This window comes from Streptomyces sp. SID486, assembly GCF_009865385.1.
Taxonomy (GTDB): Bacteria; Actinomycetota; Actinomycetes; order Streptomycetales; family Streptomycetaceae; genus Streptomyces.
On sequence record NZ_WWJT01000143.1, the window covers coordinates 17212 to 42266 of the forward strand.

Consider the following 25055-nt stretch of genomic DNA (forward strand, 5'->3'; position numbering starts at 1 on the left):
TCCTCTGTAGGGAGTTGAAATCATGGCCCCAAGCGCCATGAGCCGTGGCACAGACAAGTGGATCGCCTCACTCTCCGAAGCCCAGCCGGTCCCGTACTGGCTGGAAGACCCCGGCAAGCCGCACGCCGAACCCGCCCTCACCGGCACCGACACCTGCGACCTGCTGGTCGTCGGCGGCGGCTACAGCGGGCTGTGGACCGCGCTGAACGCCAAGGAGCGGGACCCGCAGCGCGATGTGGTCCTCCTGGAAGGCCGCGAGGTGGGCTGGGCCGCCTCCGGCCGCAACGGCGGCTTCTGTGCCGCCTCCCTCACCCACGGCCTGCCCAACGGCCTCGCCCGCTGGCCGGACGAGATCCACAGACTGGAGGAGCTGGGCCGGCGCAACCTCGACGAGATCGAGGCCGCGGTCGCCCGGCACGGCATCGACTGCGACTTCGAGCGCACCGGCGAGATCGACGTCGCCACCGAGACGTACCAGGCGTGGGAACTCAGGGACTGGCACCGCGAGCTGGAGGAGAAGGGGCTCGCCGACGGCGTCGAGTTCCTGGACGCCGACGCCGTGCGCGAGCAGGTGAACTCGCCCACCTTCGAGGCGGGTCTGTGGGACCGCCGGGGCGTGGCCATGCTGAACCCGGCCAAACTGGCGTGGGGCCTGAAGCGGGCGTGCCTGCGGCTCGGGGTGCGGGTGTACGAGCACACGCCCGCCCTCACCCTGAAGAGCTACGGCGCCGGGATGGCCGTACGCACCCCGTACGGCGCCGTCCACGCGCGCCGCGTCGCGCTCGGCACCAACATCTTCCCGAGCCTGCTCAAGCGTGTGCGGTCGTACACCGTGCCGGTCTACGACTACGCGCTGATGACCGAGCCGCTGAGCGAGAGCCGGCTGGCCGAGATCGGCTGGAAGAACCGGCAGGGGCTCGGGGACAGCGCCAACCAGTTCCACTACTTCCGGCTGTCCGCCGACAACCGCATCCTGTGGGGCGGCTACGACGCGATCTACCCGTACGGCGGCCGGGTGCGCGCGGAGTACGACGACCGGCCCGAGACGTACGCCAAGCTCGCGGGCCACTTCTTCACCTGCTTCCCGCAGCTGGAGGGCGTCCGCTTCACCCACGCCTGGGGCGGCGCGATCGACACCTGCTCGCGCTTCTCGGCGTTCTTCGGCACCGCCCACGACGGGCGCGTGGCGTACGCCGCGGGCTACACGGGCCTCGGCGTGGGCGCGACCCGGTTCGGCGCGGACGTGATGCTGGACCTGCTGGCCGGGGAGCGCACCGAGCGGACCGAGCTGGAGATGGTCCGCAAGAAGCCGCTGCCGTTCCCGCCGGAGCCCTTCGCCTGGACCGGGATCGCCCTCACCAAGTGGTCCCTGGCCCGCGCGGACGCACACGGCGGCCGGCGCAACCTGTGGCTGCGGACGATGGACCGGCTGGGGCTGGGCTTCGACAGCTGACGTGAGCCGGCTCACACCAACGGGTCGAGCGAACCCGCGTAATGCCGCGCGGGGGGCCTCCCTCTCTCCTCCTGGCGCGACCGCGTCGTACGAGAGCACGAGAGAGGGAGGCTCATCGATGACTGGGGCGAAGACGGCCGTCGAATGGCTGGTGTCCGTGGCGCCGGATCCCGACGCCTGCCGCTGGGAGTGGGAGCGCAATCCCCTGGGGGTCGCCCTGCTGCCCGCCGGCAAGGCGTGGGACGTCCTGATCCTGCCGGGTGACCTCGGCTATCCCACCCTGGACGTCCTCACCCGCGTGCTGGACAGGCCCGGCCCGGTGCTCGTCGACTTCGGCGACAACCGGGTCGGGTTCTTCGTGCCCGCGGGCACCGCGGCCCGCTGGCTCGGCACCGGCATCCGCACCGCCGGGGCGGGGACCTGGATCGTGGTGCCGTATCCCGGCCGGGCGACCCACGGCGTGCGCTGGCTGGTGGCGCCGGACGGTTCGGGCATGCTGACCGATCCGGCGCTGCTGGAGCTGGCGATGCACGAGGCGGCGGCGGGGCCGGCCCGGGAGGGGGGCGGGGGCGGGTAGCGTCCGGACACCTTGACAAGAGAATTGGTCTGGACCAAATTGTGTGCGCTCCGCTCCTCCAACTCCCCCGACTCCGGAGGCCCTTGTGGACCGCGCCAGACGTCCCAGATCCGTTCTCGCCGTGCTCACGGCCGCGTTGCTGGCCGTGCCCGGCATCACCGCGCTCTCGTCGGCCGCCCGTGCGGCCGACGCGGACGTCGCGACCAACGGCGGCTTCGAGTCCGGCCTGACCGGCTGGACCTGCACCGCCGGCACGACGGTGAACTCACCTGTACACAGCGGCAGTTCCGCCCTCCAGGCGACCCCGGCGGGCAGCGACGCCGCCCAGTGCTCCCAGACGGTGAGCGTCCAGCCGAACGCGCAGTACACCCTGTCCGGTTACGTCCGCGGCTCCTACGTGTACCTCGGCGCGAGCGGCACCGGCACCACCGACGTCTCCGCCTGGACCCAGTCCGCCCCCGACTGGCAGAAGCTGAGCACCACCTTCCGCACCGGCGCGGCCACCACCAAGGTCACCGTCTACACCCACGGCTGGTACGGCACCGGCGCCTACCAGGCCGACGACATCAGCCTGATCGGCCCCGGCGGCAGCGGCACCGGCCAGCCGCCCGCCCCGCCGGCCGGCCTCAGGGCCACCTCCGTGACCGCGTCCTCCGTCGGCCTCTCCTGGTCGGCGGCGACCGGCGCGACGAGCTACGCGGTCTACCGCGACGGGGTCAAGGCGCAGACGGTGACCGGTACTTCAGCGACCGTGTCCGGCCTCACGGCCTCGACCGCGTACAGCTTCCAGGTCACCGCGGTCAACGACGCCGGCGAGTCCGCGAAGTCCACCGCCGTGACCGCGACGACCGGTGCCGGCAGCGGCGGCGGCGGCTCCGCGGACCTCCCCGCCCACGCGCTCGTCGGCTACCTGCACGCGAGCTTCGCCAACGGCGCCGGCTACACCCGCCTGGCCGACGTACCCGACAGCTGGGACGTCATCGACCTGGCCTTCGGCGAGCCCACCTCGGTCACCTCCGGCGACATCCGCTTCAACCGCTGCCCCGTCACCGAGTGCCCGAACGTGGAGAGCGACGCCGACTTCAAGGCGGCGGTCAAGGCCAAGCAGGCGGCGGGCAAGAAGGTGCTGATCTCGATCGGCGGCCAGAACGGGCAGGTCCAGCTGACCACCGCCGCGGCCCGCGACACCTTCGTCTCCTCGGTCTCGAAGATCATCGACACCTACGGCCTCGACGGCCTCGACATCGACTTCGAAGGCCACTCGCTGTCGCTGAACGCGAACGACACGGACTTCAAGAACCCCACCACCCCCGTGATCGTCAACCTCATCTCCGCGCTGAAGACACTGAAGGCCGAGTACGGCGCCAGGTTCGTGCTCACCATGGCACCGGAGACGTTCTTCGTGCAGAACGGCTACCAGTTCTACGGCACCGGCAAGTGGGGCGGCCAGGACCCGCGCTGCGGCGCCTACCTCCCGGTCATCCACGCCCTGCGCGACGACCTCACCCTGCTGCACGTCCAGGACTACAACTCGGGCCCGATCATGGGCCTGGACAACCAGTACCACTCCATGGGCGGCGCCGACTTCCACATCGCCATGACCGACATGCTCCTCACCGGCTTCCCGGTCGCCGGCGACCCGTCCAACGTCTTCCCGCCGCTCCGCCCCGACCAGGTCGCCATCGGCATGCCGGCGTCGACGAACGCGGGCAACGGCTACGTCTCCCCGGCCGAGGTCACCAGGACCCTGGACTGCCTGACGAAGCGGACGAACTGCGGCTCGTACGCGACCCACGGGACCTGGCCCGCCCTGCGCGGTCTGATGACCTGGTCGGTGAACTGGGACCGGTTCGCGAACTGGGAGTTCCAGAAGAACTTCGACGCCTACTTCGGCTGAGCCCGCAGACGAGGGACAGGGTGGTCAGCAGCACGGTGCACAGACACCAGCTGGCCACCACGTCCAGCGGCCAGTGCCAGCCCCGGCGGACCAGGCCGTACGACACCCCGAGCACCGCAGCCGCACAGCCGGCCACCAGCGAGCGGCGGGCGGCCGCCGAACGGAGCCAGGGGAGCAGGACCAGGGTCGCGGAGCCGTAGGCGACGGCCGCCGTGGCCGTGTGCCCGGAGGGGAAGTAGCCCACCGCCGGGGGCACCACGGCGGTCCCCGGCCGGGCGGTCCACTCCTTCAGCGGGACGACGACCGCCGGGACCAGCGCCATCAGGACGGCCGCGGCGAGCGGCGGCAGCCACCAGCGGTCCGCGCCGGCCGCCCGGCCCCGCCACGCGGCCAGGACCAGAGCGAGCACCAGCACCGGGACGGCGACCTGGATGTTCCCGAGGTCGGACAGCAGCTCGGACAACCGGTCCGGACGGACGAGGGCCCGGCTCAGCCGCGCGTCCAGGCCGAGCAGCGGGCCGTCGGCCACGACCTGCCAGGTGATCAGGGCGAGGAGCACGGCCGGAAGGACCAGAAGCAGGACACGGCGGACGACGGTCGACACGGCGCCCAGCTTGGCAGATGTACCCGGACGCACGGAGAAGGAGGCCGGAGAAGGGGTCGGACCCGGACACGCGGGGAGCGCGGAGAGGGAGGCCGGACCCGGACGTACGGAGGGGGAGCCCGGATCTGGACGCACGGAGAAGGCAGTGGGACCCGGACGTGCGGAGAAGGAAGTCAGACCCGGACGTACGGAGGGGGGAAGGAGGTCGGCCGCCCCGGAACAGGGGGGGGTGGTTCCGGGGCGGCCGACCGGACCGGAACGTCGCGCGCCCCGGGGGGTTTGGGGCGGCGACCGTCCGATCGGTGAGGAGATCCCGGCGTCAGGCGCCGGTTGTGTGCGCGAGGGCACGACCAGGTCGAAGCTGGGGAGGCCCCGGCCCGGCGCCGCCCACAGTCCCCTGTGGGCGGGGTGTATCTCTCATCTCGGGAAGAACCTACGGCAGGCCGAGGCGCTTGGGCAGACGGAATCCGCTCCCGTCATCCACCCCGCACACCTTCTTCACACACCCTGCCGCAGGCGCCCTTCAGAGGTGCGGACCGGTCGCTCAGATGCGCGCGAAAGCCTGCTCGATGATGTCGAGGCCCTCGTTCAGCAGGTCCTCGCCGATGACCAGCGGCGGCAGGAAGCGGAGCACGTTGCCGTAGGTGCCGCAGGTCAGGACCAGCAGGCCCTCGGCGTGGCAGGCCTTGGCCAGCGCGGCGGTGGCCTCCGGGTTCGGCTCCTTGGTGCCGCGGTCCTTGACCAGCTCGATGGCGATCATGGCGCCGCGGCCACGGACGTCACCGATCACGTCGAACTTCTCGGCCATGGCGGACAGGCGCCCCTTCATGACCTCCTCGATGCGCTTGGCCTTGCCGTTGAGGTCCAGCTCCTTCATGGTCTCGATGGCACCGAGCGCACCGGCGCAGGCGACGGGGTTGCCGCCGTAGGTGCCGCCGAGGCCGCCGGCGTGCGCGGCGTCCATGATCTCCGCGCGCCCGGTGACGGCGGCGAGCGGCAGACCGCCGGCGATGCCCTTGGCGGTGGTGATGAGGTCCGGGACGATGCCCTCGTCCTCGCAGGCGAACCACTGGCCGGTCCGGCAGAAGCCGGACTGGATCTCGTCGGCGACGAAGACGATGCCGTTGTCGTTGGCGAACTTCACGATCTCCGGCAGGAAGCCCTTGGCCGGCTCGATGAAGCCGCCCTCGCCGAGGACCGGCTCGATGATGATCGCGGCGACGTTGTCCGGGCCGACCTGCTTGGTGATCTGGTCGATGGCCTGCTTGGCGGCCTCGGGGCCGGCGTTCTCGGCACCGGTCGGCCAGCGGTAGCCGTACGCCACCGGGACGCGGTACACCTCGGGCGCGAACGGCCCGAAGCCGTGCTTGTACGGCATGTTCTTCGCCGTCAGCGCCATGGTGAGGTTGGTGCGCCCGTGGTAGCCGTGGTCGAACACGACCACGGCCTGCCGCTTGGTGTACGCACGCGCGATCTTCACGGCGTTCTCGACGGCCTCGGCGCCGGAGTTGAACAGCGCGGACTTCTTGGCGTGGTCGCCCGGGGTCAGCTCGGCCAGGGCCTCCGCGACCTCCACGTAGCCCTCGTACGGGGTGACCATGAAACAGGTGTGGGTGAAGTCGGCGAGCTGGGCGCTCGCGCGCCGCACCACGGCCTCGGCGGAGGCGCCGACGGAGGTCACGGCGATGCCGGAACCGAAGTCGATCAGCCGGTTGCCGTCGACGTCCTCGATGACGCCGCCGCCCGCGCGCGCGGTGAACACGGGCAGCACGGAGCCCACGCCCTGCGCGACCACGGCGCTGCGGCGAGCCTGAAGCTCCAGCGACTTCGGGCCGGGGATGGCGGTGACGACGCGGCGCTCCTGCGGAAGTGCGGTCATGGGGGGCTCCCTGATGATCTTGCGTACCGGGCGGTCCCGGGCGGTTCCGGGCGGTGCGTTTACGGACGCATACCTTCTTTTCTCGCAGGCTAAGACCGGTTCCAGGGGGTGGGCATGCTCCATGTGGGCGTTGTCGGCGGCCGCCCTTGTCCGCGATGGACATAGGCCGCTCGGGCGGCTGCGGCTCCCGTCGGCCGCGTAAGCGGTGAACTCCCCTTGCCGGGGCGTTAGATTGGCTCGCTGACGGTGAACGACACGGCGGACGGAACGGCTGGTCAGGGGGCAAGTCGATGGAAAGCGACGGCACACGGGACGCCCGCGGCACCCAACCGAACGCCGTACCGCGGCCTGCGGCGCCGGCTGACGTGCCGCCGGTGCCACCGGACGCGCCGCCGCCGTACACCGGCGGCGCCGCCCCGCACGGCCACCTCAGCGTGCCGCCGAGGCCGACACGGGCCCCGGGCACACAGGCACCGGGCAGCCTGCCGCCTTACGCCGCGCCGCCCCGCTCGCCGGTCGCCGACTGGCTCGACGAACCGCGCCCGGCGGCCGAACCCGGTATCTGGCGATACGGCTACCGGCGGCCCGGAGCCGCGCACCGGGAGCAGCGCCTCGCCCCCGTCACCATTGTGGGCTTCTTCGTCCCCCTCGCGGTGGGGCTGTTCGTGTGGTCCCTGTGGCGGCACGGCAGCGTCCCCTACCAGTGGGCCGTCCTGAAGCTCCTCACTCCGGACGACTGGTGGTGGGCCGGCACCACGTCGCCGAAGGGCTACCAGGGTGCTGAGGCCGTCACGGTCGCCGACGGCGTGTTCTTCGCGATCCTCCTCTTCGCCATGGCGCGCCTCGGCAGCTGGTCCGACATCATCCGGCACATCGTCACCCGCCGCGCGCAGCCCGGCCGTGCCCTGACCGCGGCCTTGGGCGCGCTGGTCGCCCTCGCCTTCGTCTTCCCCAGCGCCTTCGGCCTCGGCTGGAACGCGCTGCCGGTGCAGGATCCGCTGTTCTCCCTCATCGTGCTGATCACCGGCGACTACGAGGTGTTCGGGTCGGTGCTGCTCACGGACGGCCTGTACGCACTGATCACCCTGCTGGTGCTGTGGCCGTTCGCCCGCGTCGGCGGCTGGTGGAGCCTCGCGAAGGAGACGGTCGCCGCACGCGGGCGGCCCGAAGCCCCCCAGGTCGGCGAGCCGGCCGCCGAGCGCCGGCCGTCGCACTGGCCCGAGCTGCGCGAGGCCGGCCAGCACCAGGCCGCGGACGTGCTCACCAGTGAGCTGCACGCCGGCCGGATGAACGACGTGGACTGCACGAGGGTCGGCCACATGTGGGCCGTGGCCCGCGCCCGTGCACGGCTCACGTCGTTCACCGAGACAGTACTGCGCGAAGGAGCCGCCGCATGGACACACCCCTCCGGTGATCGTGACCTGTCGGGCCGCTCCGCCCGGCACGACCTGCTGTCCGGGCAGGTGCGGATCGGGCAGTGGTCGGCCGGAGAGCGCACCCCGCTCGCCTACGGCGGAGCCGGGGCGGCACTCGGACCGGACACTCTTGGCACTTCGCTGCTGGCCGTGGGCCCCTCCGGATCCGGCAAGACGCACCACCTGATCCGGCCCGTCGTCGAATCTCTCGGCCTGCAGGCCCTGGCCGGACGGTGCGCTGTGATCACCGTCTGCTCGGCCGGCACCCCGCTCGGCCCCGACTCCGCCTTCGACGTCGTCGTACGCCTCGGGGACCCGGCGTCCCGGTACGACCTCGACCCGTACGCGGACTCCGACGATCCCGACGAGGTCGCGGCCTTCCTGGCGGAAAGCCTGGCAGGTGACCTGGACGCGGTCAGCGGGCACCGGGCCGTCACGGCCCTGGCCCAGCTCCTCGGCCCGTACCGGGCTGCGTACGGACGTTTCCCTTCGCTGCCCCGGCTCCGGGAACTGCTGGAAGGCGACCCCTCGGTCCTGGCCGCGCTGCGCGCGGAGCTGGTAGGGGACGAACACATCGCGATGCGCCGCGAACTCGACGCGCGCGCTCGGCAGACGGGCAGCGCGGGTGATCCCGGCCCGGTCCTGGCCGACCGCCTGGCCGTGCTGGACCGGCCCGCCTTCGCCGAATTCTTCGGCGCGGACCGTGGGAAGGTCCGGCCGTTCTCACTGAGTGCCGTCGGCCAGCACCCGCTGCGGGTCAGGATCGAGCTGCCCGACCGGGGATACGACGAGGCGTCGCGGCTCATCACCCGGCTTCTGCTCGCCCAGTTCGCAGCCGTGGTGGCGACAGGCGAACGGACACATTTCGCCTGTCTCGTCCTGGACGACGCCACCGGCGTCGTCACGGCCGAGTCGGTACGGCGCATCCAGCGTCTGCGTTCCCGGAACGCGGGCGTGGTGCTCGCCCTGCGCACCGTAGGGGACATGTCCGAGGCCCTGCACGGTCCGCTGTACGCGGCCGTGGGCTGCCGCATGGCCTTTTCCGGAGTCACCACCTGGGACGGCAGCCGGTTCGCGGACGCCTGGGGGACTCAGTGGGTGGAGACGCGGGACGTGGCCCGGCACACCGTCTTCGCGGACCAGCCGATGACCCGGGCGATCCACGCCCTGCGCAAGCTGGTGACCGGAAAGGCGGTGACAACGGAGGCCGTCACCGTCCGGCAGGTCGAGCGGGAGCGGTGGTCGGCTTCCGAGTTGGCTCATGGGGTGCCGCCGGGGCACGCCGTGCTGTCGTTGACCACCGTGCAGGGCGAGCACGCACCCCCGTTGCTCGTGGATCTGCGGGCCTGAGCCGCCAGCGGGCCGTCGTACGGTGAGGCAGAATCGGCGTAGGCCGTTCATACGCGGCGGCCAAAAGATCACCGCGATCGCCGGATCACCCTCACCGTGAAGGCCCCATGCCCCCGACTCTCGCCTCGCTCGTCAACCACTCCGCGCTCAAGCTGACCGTGCGCGCCGGCGAGGACCGCCTGGACGTGCCCGTCCGCTGGGCGCACGTCAGTGAGCTGGCCGACCCGGTGCCCTACATGGAGGGCGGCGAGCTGCTGCTGATCACCGCGCTGAAGCTGGACGCGGAGGATCCCGAGGCGATGCTGCGGTACGTACGGCGGCTGGCCGGCGCGGGAGTCGTCGGTCTCGGCTTCGCCGTCGGCGTCAACTACGAGCAGACCCCTCAGGCCCTCGTCGACGCCTGCGCACAGGAGGGGCTGCCCCTGCTGGAGGTGCCCCGCCGCACCCCCTTCCTCGCCATCAGCAAGGCCGTCTCCGCGGCGATCGCCGCCGACCAGTACCGCGCGGTCACCGCCGGCTTCGCCGCCCAGCGCGAGCTGACCAAGCAGGCACTCAACACCGGCCCCGAAGGCGTCCTCACCGCCCTCGCGGCCCAGGTCGACGGCTGGGCGGCGCTGTACGACGCCTCGGGCTCCGTCGTCGCCGCCGCCCCGGAGTGGGCCGGCCGCCGCGCCGCCCGCCTCACCGCCGAGGTCGAACGGCTCCGGGAGCGGGCCGCCCCCGCCTCCTCCGTGGTCGGCGGTCCCGAGCACGAGGACCGGGTCGAGCTGCACTCCCTGGGCACCGGCCGGCGTCCGCGCGCCGCCCTCGCCGTGGGGACGGCCGCCGCCCTCGGCACCGCCGAGCGGTACGCCGTCCACTCCGCCATCGCCCTGCTCACCCTCACCACCGAGCGCTCCCGCTCCCTGCACGCGGCCGAGCAGCGGGTCGGTACCGCGGTGCTGCGCATGCTCCTGGCCGGTCAGCCCGATCACGCCCGTGCCGTCGCGGGGGACCTGTACGGCGGGCTGCTGGACGCCCCCTTCCGGATGATCGTCGCCGAGGCCGGTTCCGGCCCGGCGGGTGAGGCGCTGAGCGAGCTGGCGGAGACCGTGGAGTCCGCCGCGGCCCGCTCCGGAGAGGCCGTGCTGGTCGTCCCTGAGGGGGAGCGGCTGGTGGTGCTGGCCGGCGACGAGGGCACGGCGGTGGCCGCGTGCGCCGCGTACGCGACGGCGCGGGAGGCCGAGCGGGCGGTGCCCGACCAGGGGCGTACGGACGAGGACGAGCTGGTCGTCGGGCTGTCGGCGCCCTCGGGGCCGATCGCGGCGGCAGCGGCGTACAAGCAGGCCGAGCAGGCGTTGTCGGTGGCGCGGCGGCGGGGCCGGGTGTTCGTGGAGCACGAGCAGCTGGCGGCGGGGTCGGTGCTGCCGCTGCTGGCCGACGACGCGGTGAGGGCGTTCGCCGACGGGCTGCTGCGGGCGCTGTACGAGCACGACGCGACCGGCCGGGGGGATCTGGTCGCCTCGCTGCGGGCGTGGCTGTCGCGGCACGGGCAGTGGGACGCCGCCGCGGCCGACCTGGGGGTCCACCGGCACACGCTGCGGTACCGGATGCGCCGGGTCGAGGAGATCCTGGGCCGGAGCCTGGACGACCCGGACGTCCGCATGGAGCTGTGGCTGGCCCTCAAGGCGACGGCCACCGACTAGACCACGACGACCACCGACGGGAGCGCCCGAGTCCCGGCCGACCGGACCGCACAGGGGCCGGCCGACCGAAACGCACAGGGCCCGGCCGACCGAACGCACAGGGCCCGGCCGACCGAACGCACAGACCCCGCCGACCGAAACGCACAGGGCCCGGCCAACCGAAACGCACAGACCCCCGCCGAGCGGACCACACGAGTCCCGGTCGACCGAAACGCACAGACCCCCGCCGACCGAACCGCACGAGTCCCGGCCGGATCGGACAGGTCCCCGCCGGACCGGTCACCCCCCCGGGGTTCGTGCAGGGCGGTAGCGGGCAGTCGCGGATCCCGTCGGGGCGGTCGCGCAGGCGCCGAATAGTCCAAACAGTAGTGGCCGGTAGGCCCACTGCTACGAGTCGGACAAGCGCCGCCCGGCCGCCCCCGCCCTACCGTGGAGCACGCAAACCAAGCACACCCCCCAACGCGGAAGGGCCGGGACTCGTACATGACTTCCACCCATGCCTTCTGGCTCGCCGGCCGCCAGGTCACCGGCGAGGACACCTTCGACGTCACCTCCCCGTGGGACGGCCGGCTCGTCGGCAAGGTCGGCGTGCCGACCGACGCCCAGGTCGAGGAGGCCGTGGCCGCCGCGTACGCCGTGCGGGACGAGTTCGCCGCCACCCCGGCCCATGTCCGTGCCGCCGCCCTCGACCACGTCAGCAAGCGGCTGGTCGAGCGCACGGAGGAGATCGCCCAGCTGATCTCCGCCGAGAACGGCAAGCCGATCAAGTGGGCCCGGGGCGAGGTCGGCCGCGCGGTCTCCGTGTTCCGGTTCGCCGCCGAGGAGGCCCGCCGGTTCAACGGCGGCGAGGCCCAGCGCCTCGACACCGACGCCGGCGGCCAGGGCCGCCTGGCGCTCACCCGGCGCTTCCCCAAGGGTGTCGTGCTCGGCATCGCGCCGTTCAACTTCCCGCTGAACCTCTGTGCGCACAAGGTCGCCCCGGCGATCGCCGCCGGCGCCCCGATCATCCTGAAGCCGGCCCCGGCCACCCCGCTGTCCGGCCTGATCCTCGGTGACCTGCTCGCCGAGACCGACCTGCCGGCCGGTTCCTGGAGCATCCTCCCGGTCGCCAACGACAAGATGCCCGCCCTGGTCCAGGACGAGCGCCTGCCGGTCATCTCCTTCACCGGTTCCGAGAAGGTCGGTTACGCGATCATGGACTCGGTGCCGCGCAAGCACTGCACGCTGGAGCTGGGGGGCAACGGAGCCGCGGTCGTCCTCGGCGACTACGCCTCCGACGCCGACCTGGACTGGGCCGCGACCCGCATCGCGACCTTCTCCAACTACCAGGGCGGCCAGTCCTGTATCTCGGTGCAGCGCGTGATCGCCGACGCCGCCGTGTACGACCGGCTGCTGCCGCGCATCGTCGCCGCCGTCGAGGCCCAGGTGACCGGTGACCCGTCGGACGCCAAGACCGACGTCGGCCCGCTGGTCAGCGAGGACGCCGCCAAGCGCGTCGAGTCGTGGGTGAAGGAGGCCGTCGAGGCCGGCGCCACGCTGCTCACCGGCGGTGACCGCGACGGCGCCTCCTACGCGCCGACCGTCCTCACCGACGTACCGGCGGACACCACCCTCGCCTGCGAGGAGGTCTTCGGACCCGTCCTCACCGTGCGCAAGGTGGACGGCGAGGCCGAGGCGTTCGACGCGGTCAACGACTCCAAGTACGGCCTCCAGGCAGGCGTGTTCACCCACGACCTGCAGGTCGCCTTCCGTGCCCACCGCGCCCTGGAGGTCGGTGGCGTGGTGATCGGCGACGTCCCGTCCTACCGCGCCGACCAGATGCCCTACGGCGGCGCCAAGCAGTCCGGCGTCGGCCGCGAAGGCGTGCGGTTCGCGATGGAGGACTACACCTACGAGCGCGTGCTGGTCCTCACCGGTCTCGCGCTCTGACCTGCCACGGACAGGTCAGGAACCGGACGGCCGCAGCCCACTGTGCGGGGGCTGCGGCCGTTCGGCTTTCCGGTCGGCGGCACTCGCGGCCGGTGACCTTGCCCTGCCCTCCTGCTGTGACGACCGGCGGGTGAGCGGCCGGGGCCGGGACCGGGTGACCCGATCGGACCGCGAGGGGTGGTGGGACCGGGGACCGGGTGACCCTGTCGGACCGCGAGGGGTGGTGGGGCCGGGGTCCGGGTGACCCGATCGGCCCGCGAGGGGTGGTGGGTGCGGCCCGTTTCAGGTACCAACGATCCAGTAGCACCGGTCGGTATGGAACGGTCCGCAATCATCCCTCTCCGCGGCGAGGTGAGCCTCATGTCCGCCCCCACCACCCAACGCACCACCGTCACCGAACGCGAGGCACGTCAGGTGGCCGAGGCCGCCCGGCAGCAGGACTGGCACAAACCCAGTTTCGCCAAGGAGCTGTTCCTCGGGCGCTTCCGGCTCGACCTCATCCACCCGCACCCGCTGCCCGACGCCGAGTCCGTCCGGCGCGGCGAGGAGTTCCTGGCGAAGCTGCGCACGTTCTGCGAGACGGTGATCGACCCCGCCCGCATCGAGCGGGAGGCCCGCATCCCCGACGAGGTGGTGGCGGGCCTGAAGGAACTGGGCGCCCTCGGCATGAAGATCGAGCCGAAGTACGGCGGCCTCGGCCTCACCCAGCTGTACTACAACAAGGCCCTCGCCCTGGTGGGCTCCGTCAGCCCCGCCGTCGGCGCGCTGCTCTCCGCCCACCAGTCGATCGGCGTACCGCAGCCGCTGAAGCAGTTCGGCACCCAGGAGCAGAAGGACGCCTTCCTGCCCCGCTGCGCCCGCACCGACATCTCCGCGTTCCTGCTCACCGAGCCGGACGTGGGCTCCGACCCGGCCCGCCTCGCCACCACGGCCGTGCCCGACGGCGACGACTACGTCCTCGACGGGGTGAAGCTGTGGACCACCAACGGGGTGGTCGCCGACCTGCTCGTGGTGATGGCACGGGTACCGAAGTCCGACGGGCACAAGGGCGGCATCACCGCGTTCGTGGTGGAGGCGGCCGCCGAGGGCATCACCGTCGAGCACCGCAACGCCTTCATGGGCCTGCGCGGCATCGAGAACGGCGTCACCCGCTTCCACCGGGTCCGGGTACCGGCCGCCAACCGGATCGGCCCCGAGGGGGCGGGACTGAAGATCGCGCTCACCACGCTGAACACGGGCCGGCTGTCGCTGCCCGCCATGTGCGCGGGGGCCGGCAAGTGGTGCCTGAAGATCGCCCGCGAGTGGGCGGCCGAGCGTGAGCAGTGGGGCAAGCCGGTCGCGCTCCACGAGGCCGTCGGCTCCAAGATCAGCTTCATCGCGGCCACCACGTTCGCGCTGGAGGCCGTGCTCGACCTGGCCTCCCAGATGGCCGACGAGGACCGCAACGACATCCGTATCGAGGCCGCCCTCGCCAAGCTCTACGGCTCCGAGATGGCCTGGCGGATGGCCGACGACCTGGTCCAGATCCGCGGCGGACGCGGCTACGAGACGGCCGAGTCCCTGAAGGCGCGCGGCGAACGCCCGGTCCCGGCCGAGCAGATCCTGCGCGACCTGCGCATCAACCGCATCTTCGAGGGCTCCACCGAGATCATGCACCTGCTGATCGCGCGGGAGGCCGTGGACGCCCACCTCTCGGTGGCCGGTGACCTGATCGACCCCGACAAGTCCCTGGCCGACAAGGCGCGGGCGGGCGCGGGCGCGGGCGTCTTCTACGCCAAGTGGCTGCCGAAGCTGGTCGCCGGACCCGGCCAGCTTCCGACGTCGTACGGGCAGTTCAGGCAGGGTGTCGATCTCTCCGGTCACCTGCGCTACGTCGAGCGCACCGCCCGCAAGCTGGCCCGCTCCACCTTCTACGCCATGTCCCGCTGGCAGGGCCGGATGGAGACCAAGCAGGGCTTCCTCGGCCGGATCGTGGACATCGGCGCCGAGCTGTTCGCGATGAGCGCGGCCTGCGTCCGCGCCGAGCGGCTGCGCGGCGAGGGCGAGCACGGCCGCGAGGCGTACCAGCTCGCCGACGCCTTCTGCCGCCAGGCCCGCATCCGGGTGGACGAACTCTTCGCCCGCCTGTGGACCAACACCGACGACCTGGACCGCAAGGTGGTCAGGGGCGTGCTCGGCGGGACCTACACCTGGCTGGAGGAGGGCATCCTCGACCCCTCGGGGGAGGGCCCGTGGATCGCCGACGCGACCCCCGGTCCCTCGGCCCACGACAACGCCCGCCGGCCCTACGGCGGCTAGCCGGCCGGCCGGACGGCTAGCAGTACTTGTCGCTCGGGTCCCGCGTCGTCCAGGAGCAGGAGGAGACCTTGGTGCCGCTCGCCCTGGTCAGCGTGGCCGTGTCCCTGTCGTTGTTCCAGACGTAGGCACGCCGGTCCTGGTACTTGTCCGACGCGGTGTCCGAGCCGCTGCCCGTGTGCACCTTGAGGTACTTCCCGGCGCCGATCCGGACGTCCGGGAAGACGTACCGGTGGTTGGAGGCGTCCTTCAGCACCCAGCCCTTGAGCGAGACCGCCGAGCGGCCGGTGTTGCGCAGCTGGACCCATTCGCCGTTCAGGCTCTTGGTGGAACGGTTGTCCGAGCCGGGGCTGTCGAACCACACGTGGTGGATCTTCACGCCCCCGGCGGCCTCGGCCGGAGTGCTGAGCAGGGTGCCGGTGACCAGGGCCGCGCCGGCGAGGGCGGGCAGGGCTGTGCGCAGCCGCACAGTACGCATGGAGAGATCCCCCCAGGATGTCGTCCGCGAAATCATCTGGAAGAAAGTGTTATCACATGATCTTCACGGTGACTCCACATCGGGGGAACCGGGGGAGAACCGCTCCGTTCCGCGGGTGAAGCCGCCTGTGCACCCGCCCGGGGGACGCACTGTCCAGGCCGTCACCGGTTGCGGCAACAATGGGGGGATGACCGACAGTCCCGCCAGTCCGGCGCCCCTGGCCGACCCGCACCTCGTCTACGACCCCGTCCACGGTGACGGCCCCAAGGACGTGGTGATCCTCGGCTCCACCGGATCCATCGGCACCCAGGCCATCGACCTCGTGCTGCGCCACCCCGACCGCTTCCGGGTCACCGCCCTCTCCGCCAACGGGGGCCGGGTGGCCCTCCTCGCCGAGCAGGCCCGCCGGCTGCGGGTGAAGAGCGTCGCGGTCGCCCGCGAGGAGGTCGTCCCCGCCCTGCGGGAGGCGCTCGCCGCCGAGTACGGCGGCCGGGAGCCGCTGCCCGAGATCCTCGCCGGACCCGGCGCGGCCACCGAGCTGGCCGCCGCCGACTGCCACACCGTGCTCAACGGCATCACCGGCTCCATCGGCCTCGCCCCCACCCTGGCCGCCCTGGAGGCGGGCCGCACGCTCGCGCTCGCCAACAAGGAGTCGCTGATCGTCGGCGGCCCGCTGGTCACCGCGCGCGCCGAGCCGGGCCAGATCATCCCGGTGGACTCCGAGCACGCGGCCCTCTTCCAGGCGCTCGCCGCCGGCACCCGCGCCGACGTACGCAAGCTCGTCGTCACCGCCTCCGGGGGCCCCTTCCGCGGGCGGACCCGGGACGAGCTGACGCACGTCACCGTCCAGGACGCGCTCGCCCATCCCACCTGGGCGATGGGCCCGGTGATCACGGTCAACTCCGCCACCCTGGTCAACAAGGGACTGGAGGTCATCGAGGCGCACCTCCTCTACGACATTCCCTTCGACCGCATTGAGGTGGTCGTGCACCCGCAGTCGTATGTCCACTCGATGGTCGAATTCACCGACGGATCCACGATCGCCCAGGCGACGCCCCCCGACATGCGCGGGCCGATCGCCGTCGCCCTGGGCTGGCCCGAACGTGTTCCCGACGCGGCGCCCGCCTTCGACTGGAGCAAGGCGTCCACCTGGGAGTTCTTCCCGCTCGACGGCGAAGCCTTCCCCTCGGTGGCCCTGGCCCGGCACGTGGGGCAGCTCGCGGGGACGGCTCCGGCGGTGTTCAATGCGGCCAACGAGGAGTGCGTCGAAGCCTTCCTGGGCGGCGCGCTGCCCTTCAACGGGATCATGGAGACCGTCACCCGGGTGGTCGAGGAGCACGGCACCCCGGGCACGGGAACCTCACTCACCGTGTCGGACGTCCTCGAAGCGGAGACCTGGGCCAGAGCCCGGGCCCGTGAACTCACAGCCACGACGGCGACCGCGGAGGCGCGTGCATGACGACCTTGATGTTCATCCTCGGCATAGCGGTCTTCGCGGTGGGCCTGCTCGTCTCGATCGCGTGGCACGAGCTGGGGCACCTGTCCACGGCCAAGCTCTTCGGCATCCGCGTCCCGCAGTACATGGTCGGCTTCGGCCCGACCGTGTGGTCGCGCAACAAGGGCGAGACCGAGTACGGCATCAAGGCCATCCCGCTGGGCGGCTACATCCGCATGATCGGCATGTTCCCGCCCGACGACCAGGGCCGGGTCTCCGCCCGCTCCACCTCACCGTGGCGCGGCATGATCGAGGACGCCCGCTCGGCGGCCTTCGAGGAACTCAAGCCGGGTGACGAGACGCGCATGTTCTACACGCGCAAGCCGTGGAAGCGGGTCATCGTCATGTTCGCGGGCCCGTTCATGAACCTGGTGCTCGCGGTCGCCCTGTTCCTCACCGTGCTCATGGGCTTCGGCATCCAGCAGCAGACCACCACCGTCGCCTCCGTCTCACCCTGCTCCATCGAACAGAGCGAGCACCGCGACACCTGCCAGAAGTCCGACCCCGTCTCCCCGGCGGCCAAGGGCGGCCTGAAGGCGGGCGACAGGATCGTCTCCTTCGACGGCGTGCCGACCAAGGACTGGAACACGCTCTCGGACCGCATCCGCAACAGCGCCGGCAAGCACGTCGCGATCGTCGTCGACCGCGACGGCCGCGAGCTGACCCTGCACACGACGATCACCACGAACAAGGTCGCCAAGAAGGACGCCGCCGGCCAGTACACCGACGGCTACGTCGAGGCCGGCTTCCTCGGCTTCAGCGCCGCCACCGGGGTCGTCAGACAGGACTTCGGCGGGTCCGTGTCCTGGATGACCGACCGGGTCGGCGACGCCGTCGACTCCCTCGCCGCCCTGCCCGCCAAGATCCCCGCCCTGTGGGACGCCGCCTTCGGTGACGGCCCGCGCGAGGCGGACTCACCGGTGGGCATCGTCGGCGCGGCCCGCATCACCGGCGACATCGCCACGCTCGACATCCCCGCCTCCCAGCAGGTGGCGATGTTCGTGATGCTGCTCGCCGGGTTCAACCTGTCCCTGTTCCTGTTCAACATGCTCCCGCTGCTCCCGCTCGACGGCGGACACATCGCCGGCGCGCTGTGGGAGGCGCTGCGGCGGAACGTGGCCCGCGTGCTGCGCCGGCCGGACCCCGGTCCGTTCGACGTCGCCAAGCTGATGCCGGTGGCGTACGTGGTGGCCGGAATCTTCGTCTGCTTCACCGTCCTGGTGCTGATCGCGGACGTGGTCAACCCGGTCAAGATCTCCTAGCCGTACGACGCCCTGGACGGCCCGGAACCCTCTGGTTCCGGGCCGTCTTCCTTCGGGTGGGTTTGCGGATCGGATGTGCTGGCGCCTGCCCCCGTGCCGTAATCTCGGACCTTGGAGCCCGCGCTTCACGGGACCGGATCTCGATCCACGACATGGGGTTGCACAGCAGATGACTGCGATTTCTCTCGGCATGCCGACCGTTCCGACCAAGGTTGCCGAGCGCCGGAAGAGCCGGCAGATCCAGGTCGGAAGCGTGGCGGTCGGCGGAGACGCGCCCGTCTCGGTCCAGTCGATGACCACGACCCGCACGTCCGACATCGGCGCCACCCTCCAGCAGATCGCCGAGCTGACCGCCTCCGGCTGCCAGATCGTGCGCGTGGCCTGCCCCACCCAGGACGACGCCGACGCCCTCGCCACCATCGCGAAGAAGTCCCAGATCCCCGTCATCGCGGACATCCACTTCCAGCCCAAGTACGTCTTCGCCGCCATCGAGGCCGGCTGCGCCGCGGTCCGCGTCAACCCCGGCAACATCAAGCAGTTCGACGACAAGGTCAGGGAGATCGCCCAGGCCGCCAAGGACCACGGAACCCCGATCCGCATCGGCGTCAACGCGGGCTCCCTGGACCGCCGCCTGCTCCAGAAGTACGGCAAGGCGACCCCCGAGGCCCTGGTCGAGTCCGCCCTGTGGGAGGCGTCCCTCTTCGAGGAGCACGACTTCCGCGACATCAAGATCTCGGTGAAGCACAACGACCCGGTCGTCATGATCGAGGCGTACCGCCAGCTCGCCGCCCAGTGCGAGTACCCCCTCCACCTCGGCGTCACCGAGGCCGGCCCCGCCTTCCAGGGCACCATCAAGTCGGCCGTCGCCTTCGGCGCGCTCCTGTCCGAGGGCATCGGCGACACCATCCGCGTCTCCCTGTCGGCCCCGCCGGCCGAGGAGGTCAAGGTCGGCATCCAGATCCTGGAGTCGCTGAACCTCAAGCAGCGCGGCCTGGAGATCGTCTCCTGCCCCTCCTGCGGCCGGGCCCAGGTCGACGTCTACAAGCTCGCCGAAGAGGTCACCGCCGGCCTCACCGGCATGGAGGTCCCGCTCCGCGTCGCCGTCATGGGCTGCGTCGTCAACGGCCCCGGTGAGGCCCGCGAGGCCGACCTCGGCGTCGCCTCCGGCAACGGCAAGGGCCAGATCTTCGTCAAGGGCGAGGTCATCAAGACCGTCCCCGAGTCCAAGATCGTGGAAACGCTCATCGAAGAGGCCATGAAGCTGGCCGAGCAGATGGAGGCCGACGGCGTCACCTCGGGCGAGCCGTCGGTGTCGGTGGCGGGCTGATCCGTCCCGGCGGCGCCGGGGGCCGCCTCCGTCCGGCCGCAGCGGACGACACCCGCGACCATGCCGGGCCGGTACGCCCAGGCGGACCGCGGCTGCCGGGTCCGGCCGAGGCGGCGCTGGCGGGTCACGGCTCCTGACTTCGGCCGAGTACGGCCGAGGCGGCGCAGGCGGACCGCGGCTCCCGGGTCCGGCCGCGTACGGCCGAGGCGGCGCAGGCGGACCGCGGCTCCTGAACTTCGACTGCGCACGGCCAAGGCGGCGCAGTTATAGTGCCGGGACCAGCAGAACCCCAGGGTGAGGCCCCGTACGTGTTGACCCAGACCACCTCCCGGGTGCTCGAACCGAGCGACCTCGACGCCGCGCTCGCCGTCCTCGGCCGCGAGCCCGTCGCGAACGCCTTCGTGTCCTCCCGGGTCCAGGTCGCGGGTCTCGACCCCTGGCGCCTCGGCGGCGAGATGTGGGGCTGGTACGAGGACGGCATGCTCACGTCCCTGTGCTACGCGGGCGCCAACCTCGTCCCCATCTGCGCCACCCCGCGCGCCGTGCGCGCCTTCGCCGACCGCGCCCGCCGGGCCGGCCGCCGCTGCTCCTCCATCGTCGGCCCCGCGGAAGCCACCACCCAGCTCTGGCGGCTGCTGGAGCCGCACTGGGGGCCGGCCCGCGAGGTCCGCGCCCGGCAGCCGCTGATGGTCACCGACAGCATGCCGGCCGACATCGCCCCCGACCCCTACGTCCGCCGCGTCCGCAAGGACGAGATGGACACGATCATGCCGGCGTGCGTGGCGATGTTCACCGAGGAGGTCGGCGTCTCCCCGCTGTCCGGCGACGGCGGCCTGCTCTACCAGGCCCGGGTCGCCGAACTCGTCGGCTCCGGGCGCTCCTTCGCCCGCGTCGACGACCGGGGCCGGGTCGTGTTCAAGGCGGAGATCGGCGCGGCGACCCGCGACGCCTGCCAGATCCAGGGGGTGTGGGTGGCCCCCGAGTACCGGGGGAAGGGCCTGGCGGCCCCCGGCATGGCGGCGGTGCTGCGCTACGCCCTGGCGGACGTGGCCCCGGTCGTCAGCCTGTACGTGAACGACTTCAACACGGCGGCCCGCAGGACCTACCGCAGGGTGGGCTTCCAGGAGGTGGGAGCCTTCATGAGCGTGCTGTTCTGATGTCCCTGTACCCTCCCGGCATGGACCTCGTGATCGGCCCTCTGGACCTCGCAGCCCACATCGACGAGGCCCTGGCCGTGCAAGCCCTCGCCTTCGGGCTCGGCCCGGACGAAATCGCCGTACGCCGTCAGATCGTCCAGCGCCACATGCAGTACCAGGGCGCCCGGGCCCTCGGTGCCACCAGCCGCGGCCGGCTCGTCGGATTCGTCTACGGCATGCCCAACAGCCGCACCCACTGGTGGTCCACCGTCGTCGAGCCCTACCTCCGCGCGGGCGGCAACGACCACTGGCTCGACGACTCCTTCGTCATCACCGAGCTGCACGTCCACCCCGACCACCAGAACCGCGGCATCGGCCGGCGCCTGATCACCACCATCACGGACAGCGCCGCCGAACCCCGCTCGATCCTCTCCGCGATCGACACCGACAGCCCCGCCCGCGGGCTGTACCACTCCCTCGGCTACGCCGACCTCGCCCGCCAGGTCCACTTCCCGAGCGCACCACGGCCGTACGCCGTCATGGGCGCCCCCCTGCCCCTGCGCAGGCGCTAACCGATTTCCACCGGCCCAGGCCGCCCGGCTAACCTCCTATGCCATCACCCTCCCCACGCTCGGCGTGGCCCGCGCGGGGGGACCACCATCCGGCAGGAGTACGACAACCATGGCGAACGCACCGGTCCAGCGCATGTCCCAGTTGATGGCGAAGACGCTGCGCGACGACCCGGCCGACGCCGAGGTCCTCAGCCACAAGCTCCTCGTCCGCGCCGGCTACGTCCGCCGCACGGCGGCCGGCATCTGGAGCTGGCTGCCCCTGGGCAAGAAGGTCCTCGCCAACGTCGAGCGCATCGTCCGCGAGGAGATGGACGCGATCGGCGCCCAGGAGGTCACGCTGCCCGCCCTGCTGCCGCGCGAGCCCTACGAGGCCACCGGCCGCTGGGACGAGTACGGCCAGGAGCTGTTCCGGCTCAAGGACCGCAAGGGCGGCGACTACCTCCTCGGCCCCACCCACGAGGAGATCTTCACCCTCCTGGTCAAGGACCAGTGCACGTCCTACAAGGACCTGCCGGTGATCCTGTACCAGATCCAGACCAAGTTCCGCGACGAGGCCCGGCCCCGCGCCGGCATCCTGCGCGGCCGTGAGTTCCTGATGAAGGACTCGTACTCCTTCGACACGGAGGACGAGGGCCTCGCGAAGTCGTACGCCCTGCACCGCGAGGCGTACCAGCGCGTCTTCGAGCGCCTCGGCCTCGACTACCGCATCTGCGCCGCCACCGCCGGCGCCATGGGCGGCTCCAAGTCGGAGGAGTTCCTCGCCCCGGCCGAGGCCGGCGAGGACACCTTCGCGGACTGCCCGAACTGCGACTTCGCCGCCAACACGGAGGCGATCACCTACGCGCTGAACCCCGTCGACGGCTCGGCCGTGCCCGCGCTGGAGGAGATCCCCACCCCGGACACCCCGACCATCGAGACGCTCGCCGCCTCGCTCGGCGTCCCCGCCTCCGCCACGCTGAAGAACCTGCTGGTCAAGGTCGACGGCGAGATCGTCGCCGTGGGCGTGCCCGGCGACCGCGAGGTGGACCTGGACAAGGTCGAGGCGCACTTCGCCCCGGCCGCCGTCGAGATGGTCACCGAGGCGGACTTCGCCGAGCGCCCCGACCTGGTCCGCGGCTACGTCGGCCCGCAGGGCCTCGGCGAGAAGGTGAAGTACATCGCCGACCCGCGCGTGGCGCCCGGCACCGGCTGGATCACCGGCGCCAACAAGGAGCACACGCACGCGAAGAACGTCGTCGCCGGCCGCGACTTCGAGGTCGACGAGTACGTGGACGTCGTGGTCGTGCAGGACGGCGACCCCTGCCCGAAGTGCGGCACCGGCCTGAAGCTGGACCGCGCCATCGAGATCGGCCACATCTTCCAGCTCGGCCGCAAGTACACCGACGCCCTCAAGCTCGACGTCCTCGGCCAGAACGGCAAGCCCGTCCGCGTCACCATGGGCTCCTACGGCATCGGCGTCTCCCGCGCCGTCGCCGCGCTCGCCGAGCAGACCGCCGACGACAAGGGCCTGGTGTGGTCCAAGGAGGTCGCCCCGGCCGACGTGCACGTCGTCGCCGCCGGCAAGGTCCTGCAGACCGAACTGGCGCTGGACGTCGCCGAGAAGCTCGCCGCCGCGGGCGTCCGCGTCCTGGTGGACGACCGGGCCGGGGTCTCCCCGGGCGTGAAGTTCACCGACGCCGAGCTGATCGGCGTCCCGCAGATCCTGGTCGCCGGCCGCCGCTCCGGCGAGGGCGTGGTGGAGCTGAAGGACCGCAGGACCGGTGAGCGCGAGGAACTCACGGTCGAGGACGCGATCGCCCGCCTCACGGCCTGATCCGCGCACACCCCGCACGGCCCGGCCCACCGGGCCGTGCACCGTCCCGCCCACCGGCGCTGCTGCCCGCCGCCGCGCGCGATCCGCGGGTCAGGAGAGCCAGCCGGCGAACTCCAGCAGCAGCTCCGCGTCCTTCGGCCGTCCCACGCGAAGCGCACGCACACCCGACTCCACAGCCCGGAACAGCGTCCACCCCCGCAACCGCTCCTGGTCGACCTCCAGGGACTCCGCGAGCCGCTTGATCCGGCGCCGGGTGGTGGCCGGACCGGACGATGTCGCGATGAGGTCCTCCACCCGGTCCCGGACCAGTCGCGCCAGGTCGAAGGCGCTCTCGCCGACCACCGGGTCCGGGCCCACGGCGAGCCATGGCATCCGCTCGCCCGCGAGCACCTTGCTCTGCCGGAACGTGCCGTGCAGCAGCAACTGCTCGGGCGGCCCGGCCAGCAGCTCCTCGCGGGCGGCGAGCGCCGGCTCCACCAGGGCGGCGGTCTCCGGATCCGTCCCGGCGCTCGCCTGCATGGCCACGGCCTGCCGCCCGGTGCGCTCGGCGACGGTCTCGAAGGTGTGCCCGGCCGGCGGCGCCACCCACAGCCTGCGCAGCGTTCCCGCCGCTTCCAGCAGCGCCTTCGCCTCCGGCAGCGAGCGCACGGACACGTCCGGGTGCAGCCGCTCCAGCAGCAGCGCCCCGTCGTCCGCGGCGGCCTCCAGCGGCAGTACGGCGCCGCGTCCGGCCCAGTGCGCCAGGGCCGCCCGCTCGCTCTCCGGGCGGGCACGGGGCGGCGCCAGCTTCAGCACGGCCGGGGTGCCGTCCGGCTGCCGCACGAGCACCACCAGGCTGCTGCGCCCGCCGGGCACCTGCACCCGCTCCACGGTCAACTCGCGCGCGGCGACGGCCCGCTCGGCCGCCGTGGGCAGCTGCGCCAGCCAGTGGTCCCCGTCCGGCGCCGTCTCACCGAGCGCACGCACCAGACGCGGCGGCGGTTCGAAAGCCATGCGCGAGTCGTTCCCTCCTGTCGGGGCCTGCCGGCCTGTCCGGGCGTCGGCCTGTCGGGCCTGTCGGGCCTGTCGGGCCTGTCCGGGCTTCCGCCTGTCGGGGCCTGTCGGCCTGTCCGGGCGTCGGCCTGTCGGTCTGTCCGGGCGTCCGCCTGTCCGGGCCTACTGACCTGTCCGGGCCTGTACGGGCCTTTCGGCCTGTCCGGGCCTGTCGGGCCCGCCTGTCGCACCGGCCCGGACCGCCGTGCCGTTGCCTAGGCGGTCCGCCGTGCCCGTGCCTACCGGTCCGCCGCGGCGGTGGCCGTCGGGGTCGCGCCCGCGGCGCCCGTGTGCTCGCCGGACCGTTCGGTGAGCCCAGGGAAGGCTACGCTCTCCCCGCTCCAGCGCACCGCCCGCACCGCGGCCTCCCGCAGCGCCCCGGCCGCGTCGGCCCGCCGCGCGCCGGCCGTCGCCCGCACCAGGTCCGAGTACACCCCGGCCACCCGCTCCTCCAGCCGCGCGGCCAGCCGCACCGCGGCCGTACCGTCCTGGACCGGGAACGGCAGCGCGTACCCGGCGCTCGCGGCCACCGGTGTGCCGCCCAGGTCCCGCACCGCCCGCACCAGCGCGTCCCGCCGGGCCCGGTGGGCGTCGTACGCCGCCCGCGCCTCGGCCCGGTGCCGCGCGCCGACCAGCCCGCCGACGACGCCGTAGCCGTACACCGTCGCGTGCTCGGCCGCCAGCGCCGCCTGCAGCGCGGTGACCTCGGACTGCCCGGCCCGGTCCGTTCCCCCGCTCACCTGGCACCCTCCGTCAGCAGGTACGCGTGCGCGGCACCGGCCGCCGCGACCGACGCCAGCAGCCGCGCCAGCTCGCCCGGCACCGTCAGCAGCTCCCCGGCGCGGCGGTCGGCCAG

17 protein-coding genes and 2 pseudogenes are annotated in these 25055 nt (G+C 72.4%); 13 read left to right on the forward strand and 6 right to left on the reverse strand.

Annotated elements, in window-relative coordinates; all coding sequences use genetic code 11:
• Window positions 1–22 precede the first annotated feature (22 nt).
• The 3 genes from GT045_RS07115 (at window position 23) to GT045_RS07125 (ending at window position 3927) form a co-directional block, all read left to right on the forward strand.
• Window positions 23–1453, forward strand: coding sequence for an FAD-dependent oxidoreductase (locus tag GT045_RS07115; protein ID WP_161333640.1), 1431 nt, complete (start codon window positions 23–25; stop codon window positions 1451–1453).
• 118 nt (window positions 1454–1571) lie between these two features.
• Window positions 1572–2030 carry a hypothetical protein gene (locus GT045_RS07120; protein WP_161291882.1) on the forward strand — a complete coding sequence of 153 codons (459 nt, stop codon included), beginning with the start codon at window positions 1572–1574 and terminating at the stop codon, window positions 2028–2030.
• 85 nt (window positions 2031–2115) lie between these two features.
• On the forward strand, window positions 2116–3927 hold the full coding sequence (locus tag GT045_RS07125) for a glycoside hydrolase family 18 protein (RefSeq protein ID WP_161333641.1): 1812 nt from the start codon (window positions 2116–2118) through the stop codon (window positions 3925–3927).
• A gap of 79 nt (window positions 3928–4006) precedes the next feature.
• Here the strand turns inward: GT045_RS07125 and GT045_RS40660 are convergent.
• The 3 genes and pseudogenes from GT045_RS40660 to gabT all read right to left on the reverse strand — a co-directional run.
• A pseudogene (locus GT045_RS40660) lies at window positions 4007–4249 on the reverse strand (hypothetical protein); the annotation flags it as partial.
• Between the two features lie 504 nt (window positions 4250–4753).
• Window positions 4754–4952 (reverse strand): annotated as a pseudogene (locus GT045_RS39525) (phosphoesterase); the annotation flags it as partial.
• 123 nt (window positions 4953–5075) lie between these two features.
• Window positions 5076–6410, reverse strand: a complete 1335-nt coding sequence (gene gabT / locus GT045_RS07135) for a 4-aminobutyrate--2-oxoglutarate transaminase (protein ID WP_161291886.1) — start codon at window positions 6408–6410, stop codon at window positions 5076–5078.
• 290 nt (window positions 6411–6700) lie between these two features.
• Between gabT and GT045_RS07140 the strand changes: the two genes are divergently transcribed.
• From GT045_RS07140 to GT045_RS07155, 4 genes are all read left to right on the forward strand, one after another.
• Window positions 6701–9175 carry an ATP/GTP-binding protein gene (locus GT045_RS07140; protein WP_161333642.1) on the forward strand — a complete coding sequence of 825 codons (2475 nt, stop codon included), beginning with the start codon at window positions 6701–6703 and terminating at the stop codon, window positions 9173–9175.
• A 107-nt stretch (window positions 9176–9282) separates the two neighbouring features.
• Entirely contained in the window at window positions 9283–10860 is a 1578-nt protein-coding gene (locus GT045_RS07145; protein WP_161333643.1) for a PucR family transcriptional regulator, read from the forward strand.
• 483 nt (window positions 10861–11343) lie between these two features.
• Window positions 11344–12789: an aldehyde dehydrogenase family protein gene (locus GT045_RS07150; protein WP_161333644.1), complete on the forward strand. Its 1446-nt coding sequence runs from the start codon at window positions 11344–11346 to the stop codon at window positions 12787–12789.
• A 360-nt stretch (window positions 12790–13149) separates the two neighbouring features.
• Window positions 13150–15087 carry an acyl-CoA dehydrogenase family protein gene (locus GT045_RS07155; RefSeq protein WP_161333645.1) on the forward strand — a complete coding sequence of 646 codons (1938 nt, stop codon included), beginning with the start codon at window positions 13150–13152 and terminating at the stop codon, window positions 15085–15087.
• Window positions 15088–15103: 16 nt separating this feature from the next.
• On the opposite strand, the gene GT045_RS07160 is transcribed toward GT045_RS07155, so the two are convergent.
• A complete protein-coding gene (locus tag GT045_RS07160; protein WP_161333646.1) occupies window positions 15104–15562 on the reverse strand; it encodes a lamin tail domain-containing protein in 459 nt (152 codons plus the stop codon).
• A gap of 187 nt (window positions 15563–15749) precedes the next feature.
• Here GT045_RS07160 and dxr point away from each other — a divergent pair, with 187 nt between their 5' ends.
• From dxr to GT045_RS07190, 6 genes are all read left to right on the forward strand, one after another.
• Complete coding sequence (dxr, locus tag GT045_RS07165) at window positions 15750–17021, forward strand: 1-deoxy-D-xylulose-5-phosphate reductoisomerase (protein ID WP_161294444.1); 1272 nt, start codon at window positions 15750–15752, stop codon at window positions 17019–17021.
• Window positions 17018–18319, forward strand: a complete 1302-nt coding sequence (locus GT045_RS07170) for a site-2 protease family protein (protein ID WP_161294446.1) — start codon at window positions 17018–17020, stop codon at window positions 18317–18319. The genes dxr and GT045_RS07170 overlap by 4 nt, the downstream gene beginning before the upstream one ends.
• Before the next feature lie 169 nt (window positions 18320–18488).
• Window positions 18489–19646: a flavodoxin-dependent (E)-4-hydroxy-3-methylbut-2-enyl-diphosphate synthase gene (gene ispG, locus GT045_RS07175; protein WP_161333647.1), complete on the forward strand. Its 1158-nt coding sequence runs from the start codon at window positions 18489–18491 to the stop codon at window positions 19644–19646.
• 308 nt (window positions 19647–19954) lie between these two features.
• Complete coding sequence (locus tag GT045_RS07180; protein ID WP_161287617.1) at window positions 19955–20803, forward strand: GNAT family N-acetyltransferase; 849 nt, start codon at window positions 19955–19957, stop codon at window positions 20801–20803.
• A 20-nt stretch (window positions 20804–20823) separates the two neighbouring features.
• Complete coding sequence (locus tag GT045_RS07185) at window positions 20824–21354, forward strand: GNAT family N-acetyltransferase (protein WP_161287616.1); 531 nt, start codon at window positions 20824–20826, stop codon at window positions 21352–21354.
• A gap of 109 nt (window positions 21355–21463) precedes the next feature.
• Complete coding sequence (locus GT045_RS07190) at window positions 21464–23167, forward strand: proline--tRNA ligase (protein ID WP_161333648.1); 1704 nt, start codon at window positions 21464–21466, stop codon at window positions 23165–23167.
• Window positions 23168–23257: 90 nt separating this feature from the next.
• On the opposite strand, the gene GT045_RS07195 is transcribed toward GT045_RS07190, so the two are convergent.
• Together GT045_RS07195 and GT045_RS07200 are read right to left on the reverse strand one after the other, a co-directional pair.
• Window positions 23258–24160, reverse strand: a complete 903-nt coding sequence (locus tag GT045_RS07195; RefSeq protein WP_161333649.1) for an aminoglycoside phosphotransferase family protein — start codon at window positions 24158–24160, stop codon at window positions 23258–23260.
• 278 nt (window positions 24161–24438) lie between these two features.
• Complete coding sequence (locus tag GT045_RS07200) at window positions 24439–24939, reverse strand: ferritin-like domain-containing protein (RefSeq protein ID WP_161333650.1); 501 nt, start codon at window positions 24937–24939, stop codon at window positions 24439–24441.
• Between the last annotated feature and the right edge of the window lie 116 nt (window positions 24940–25055).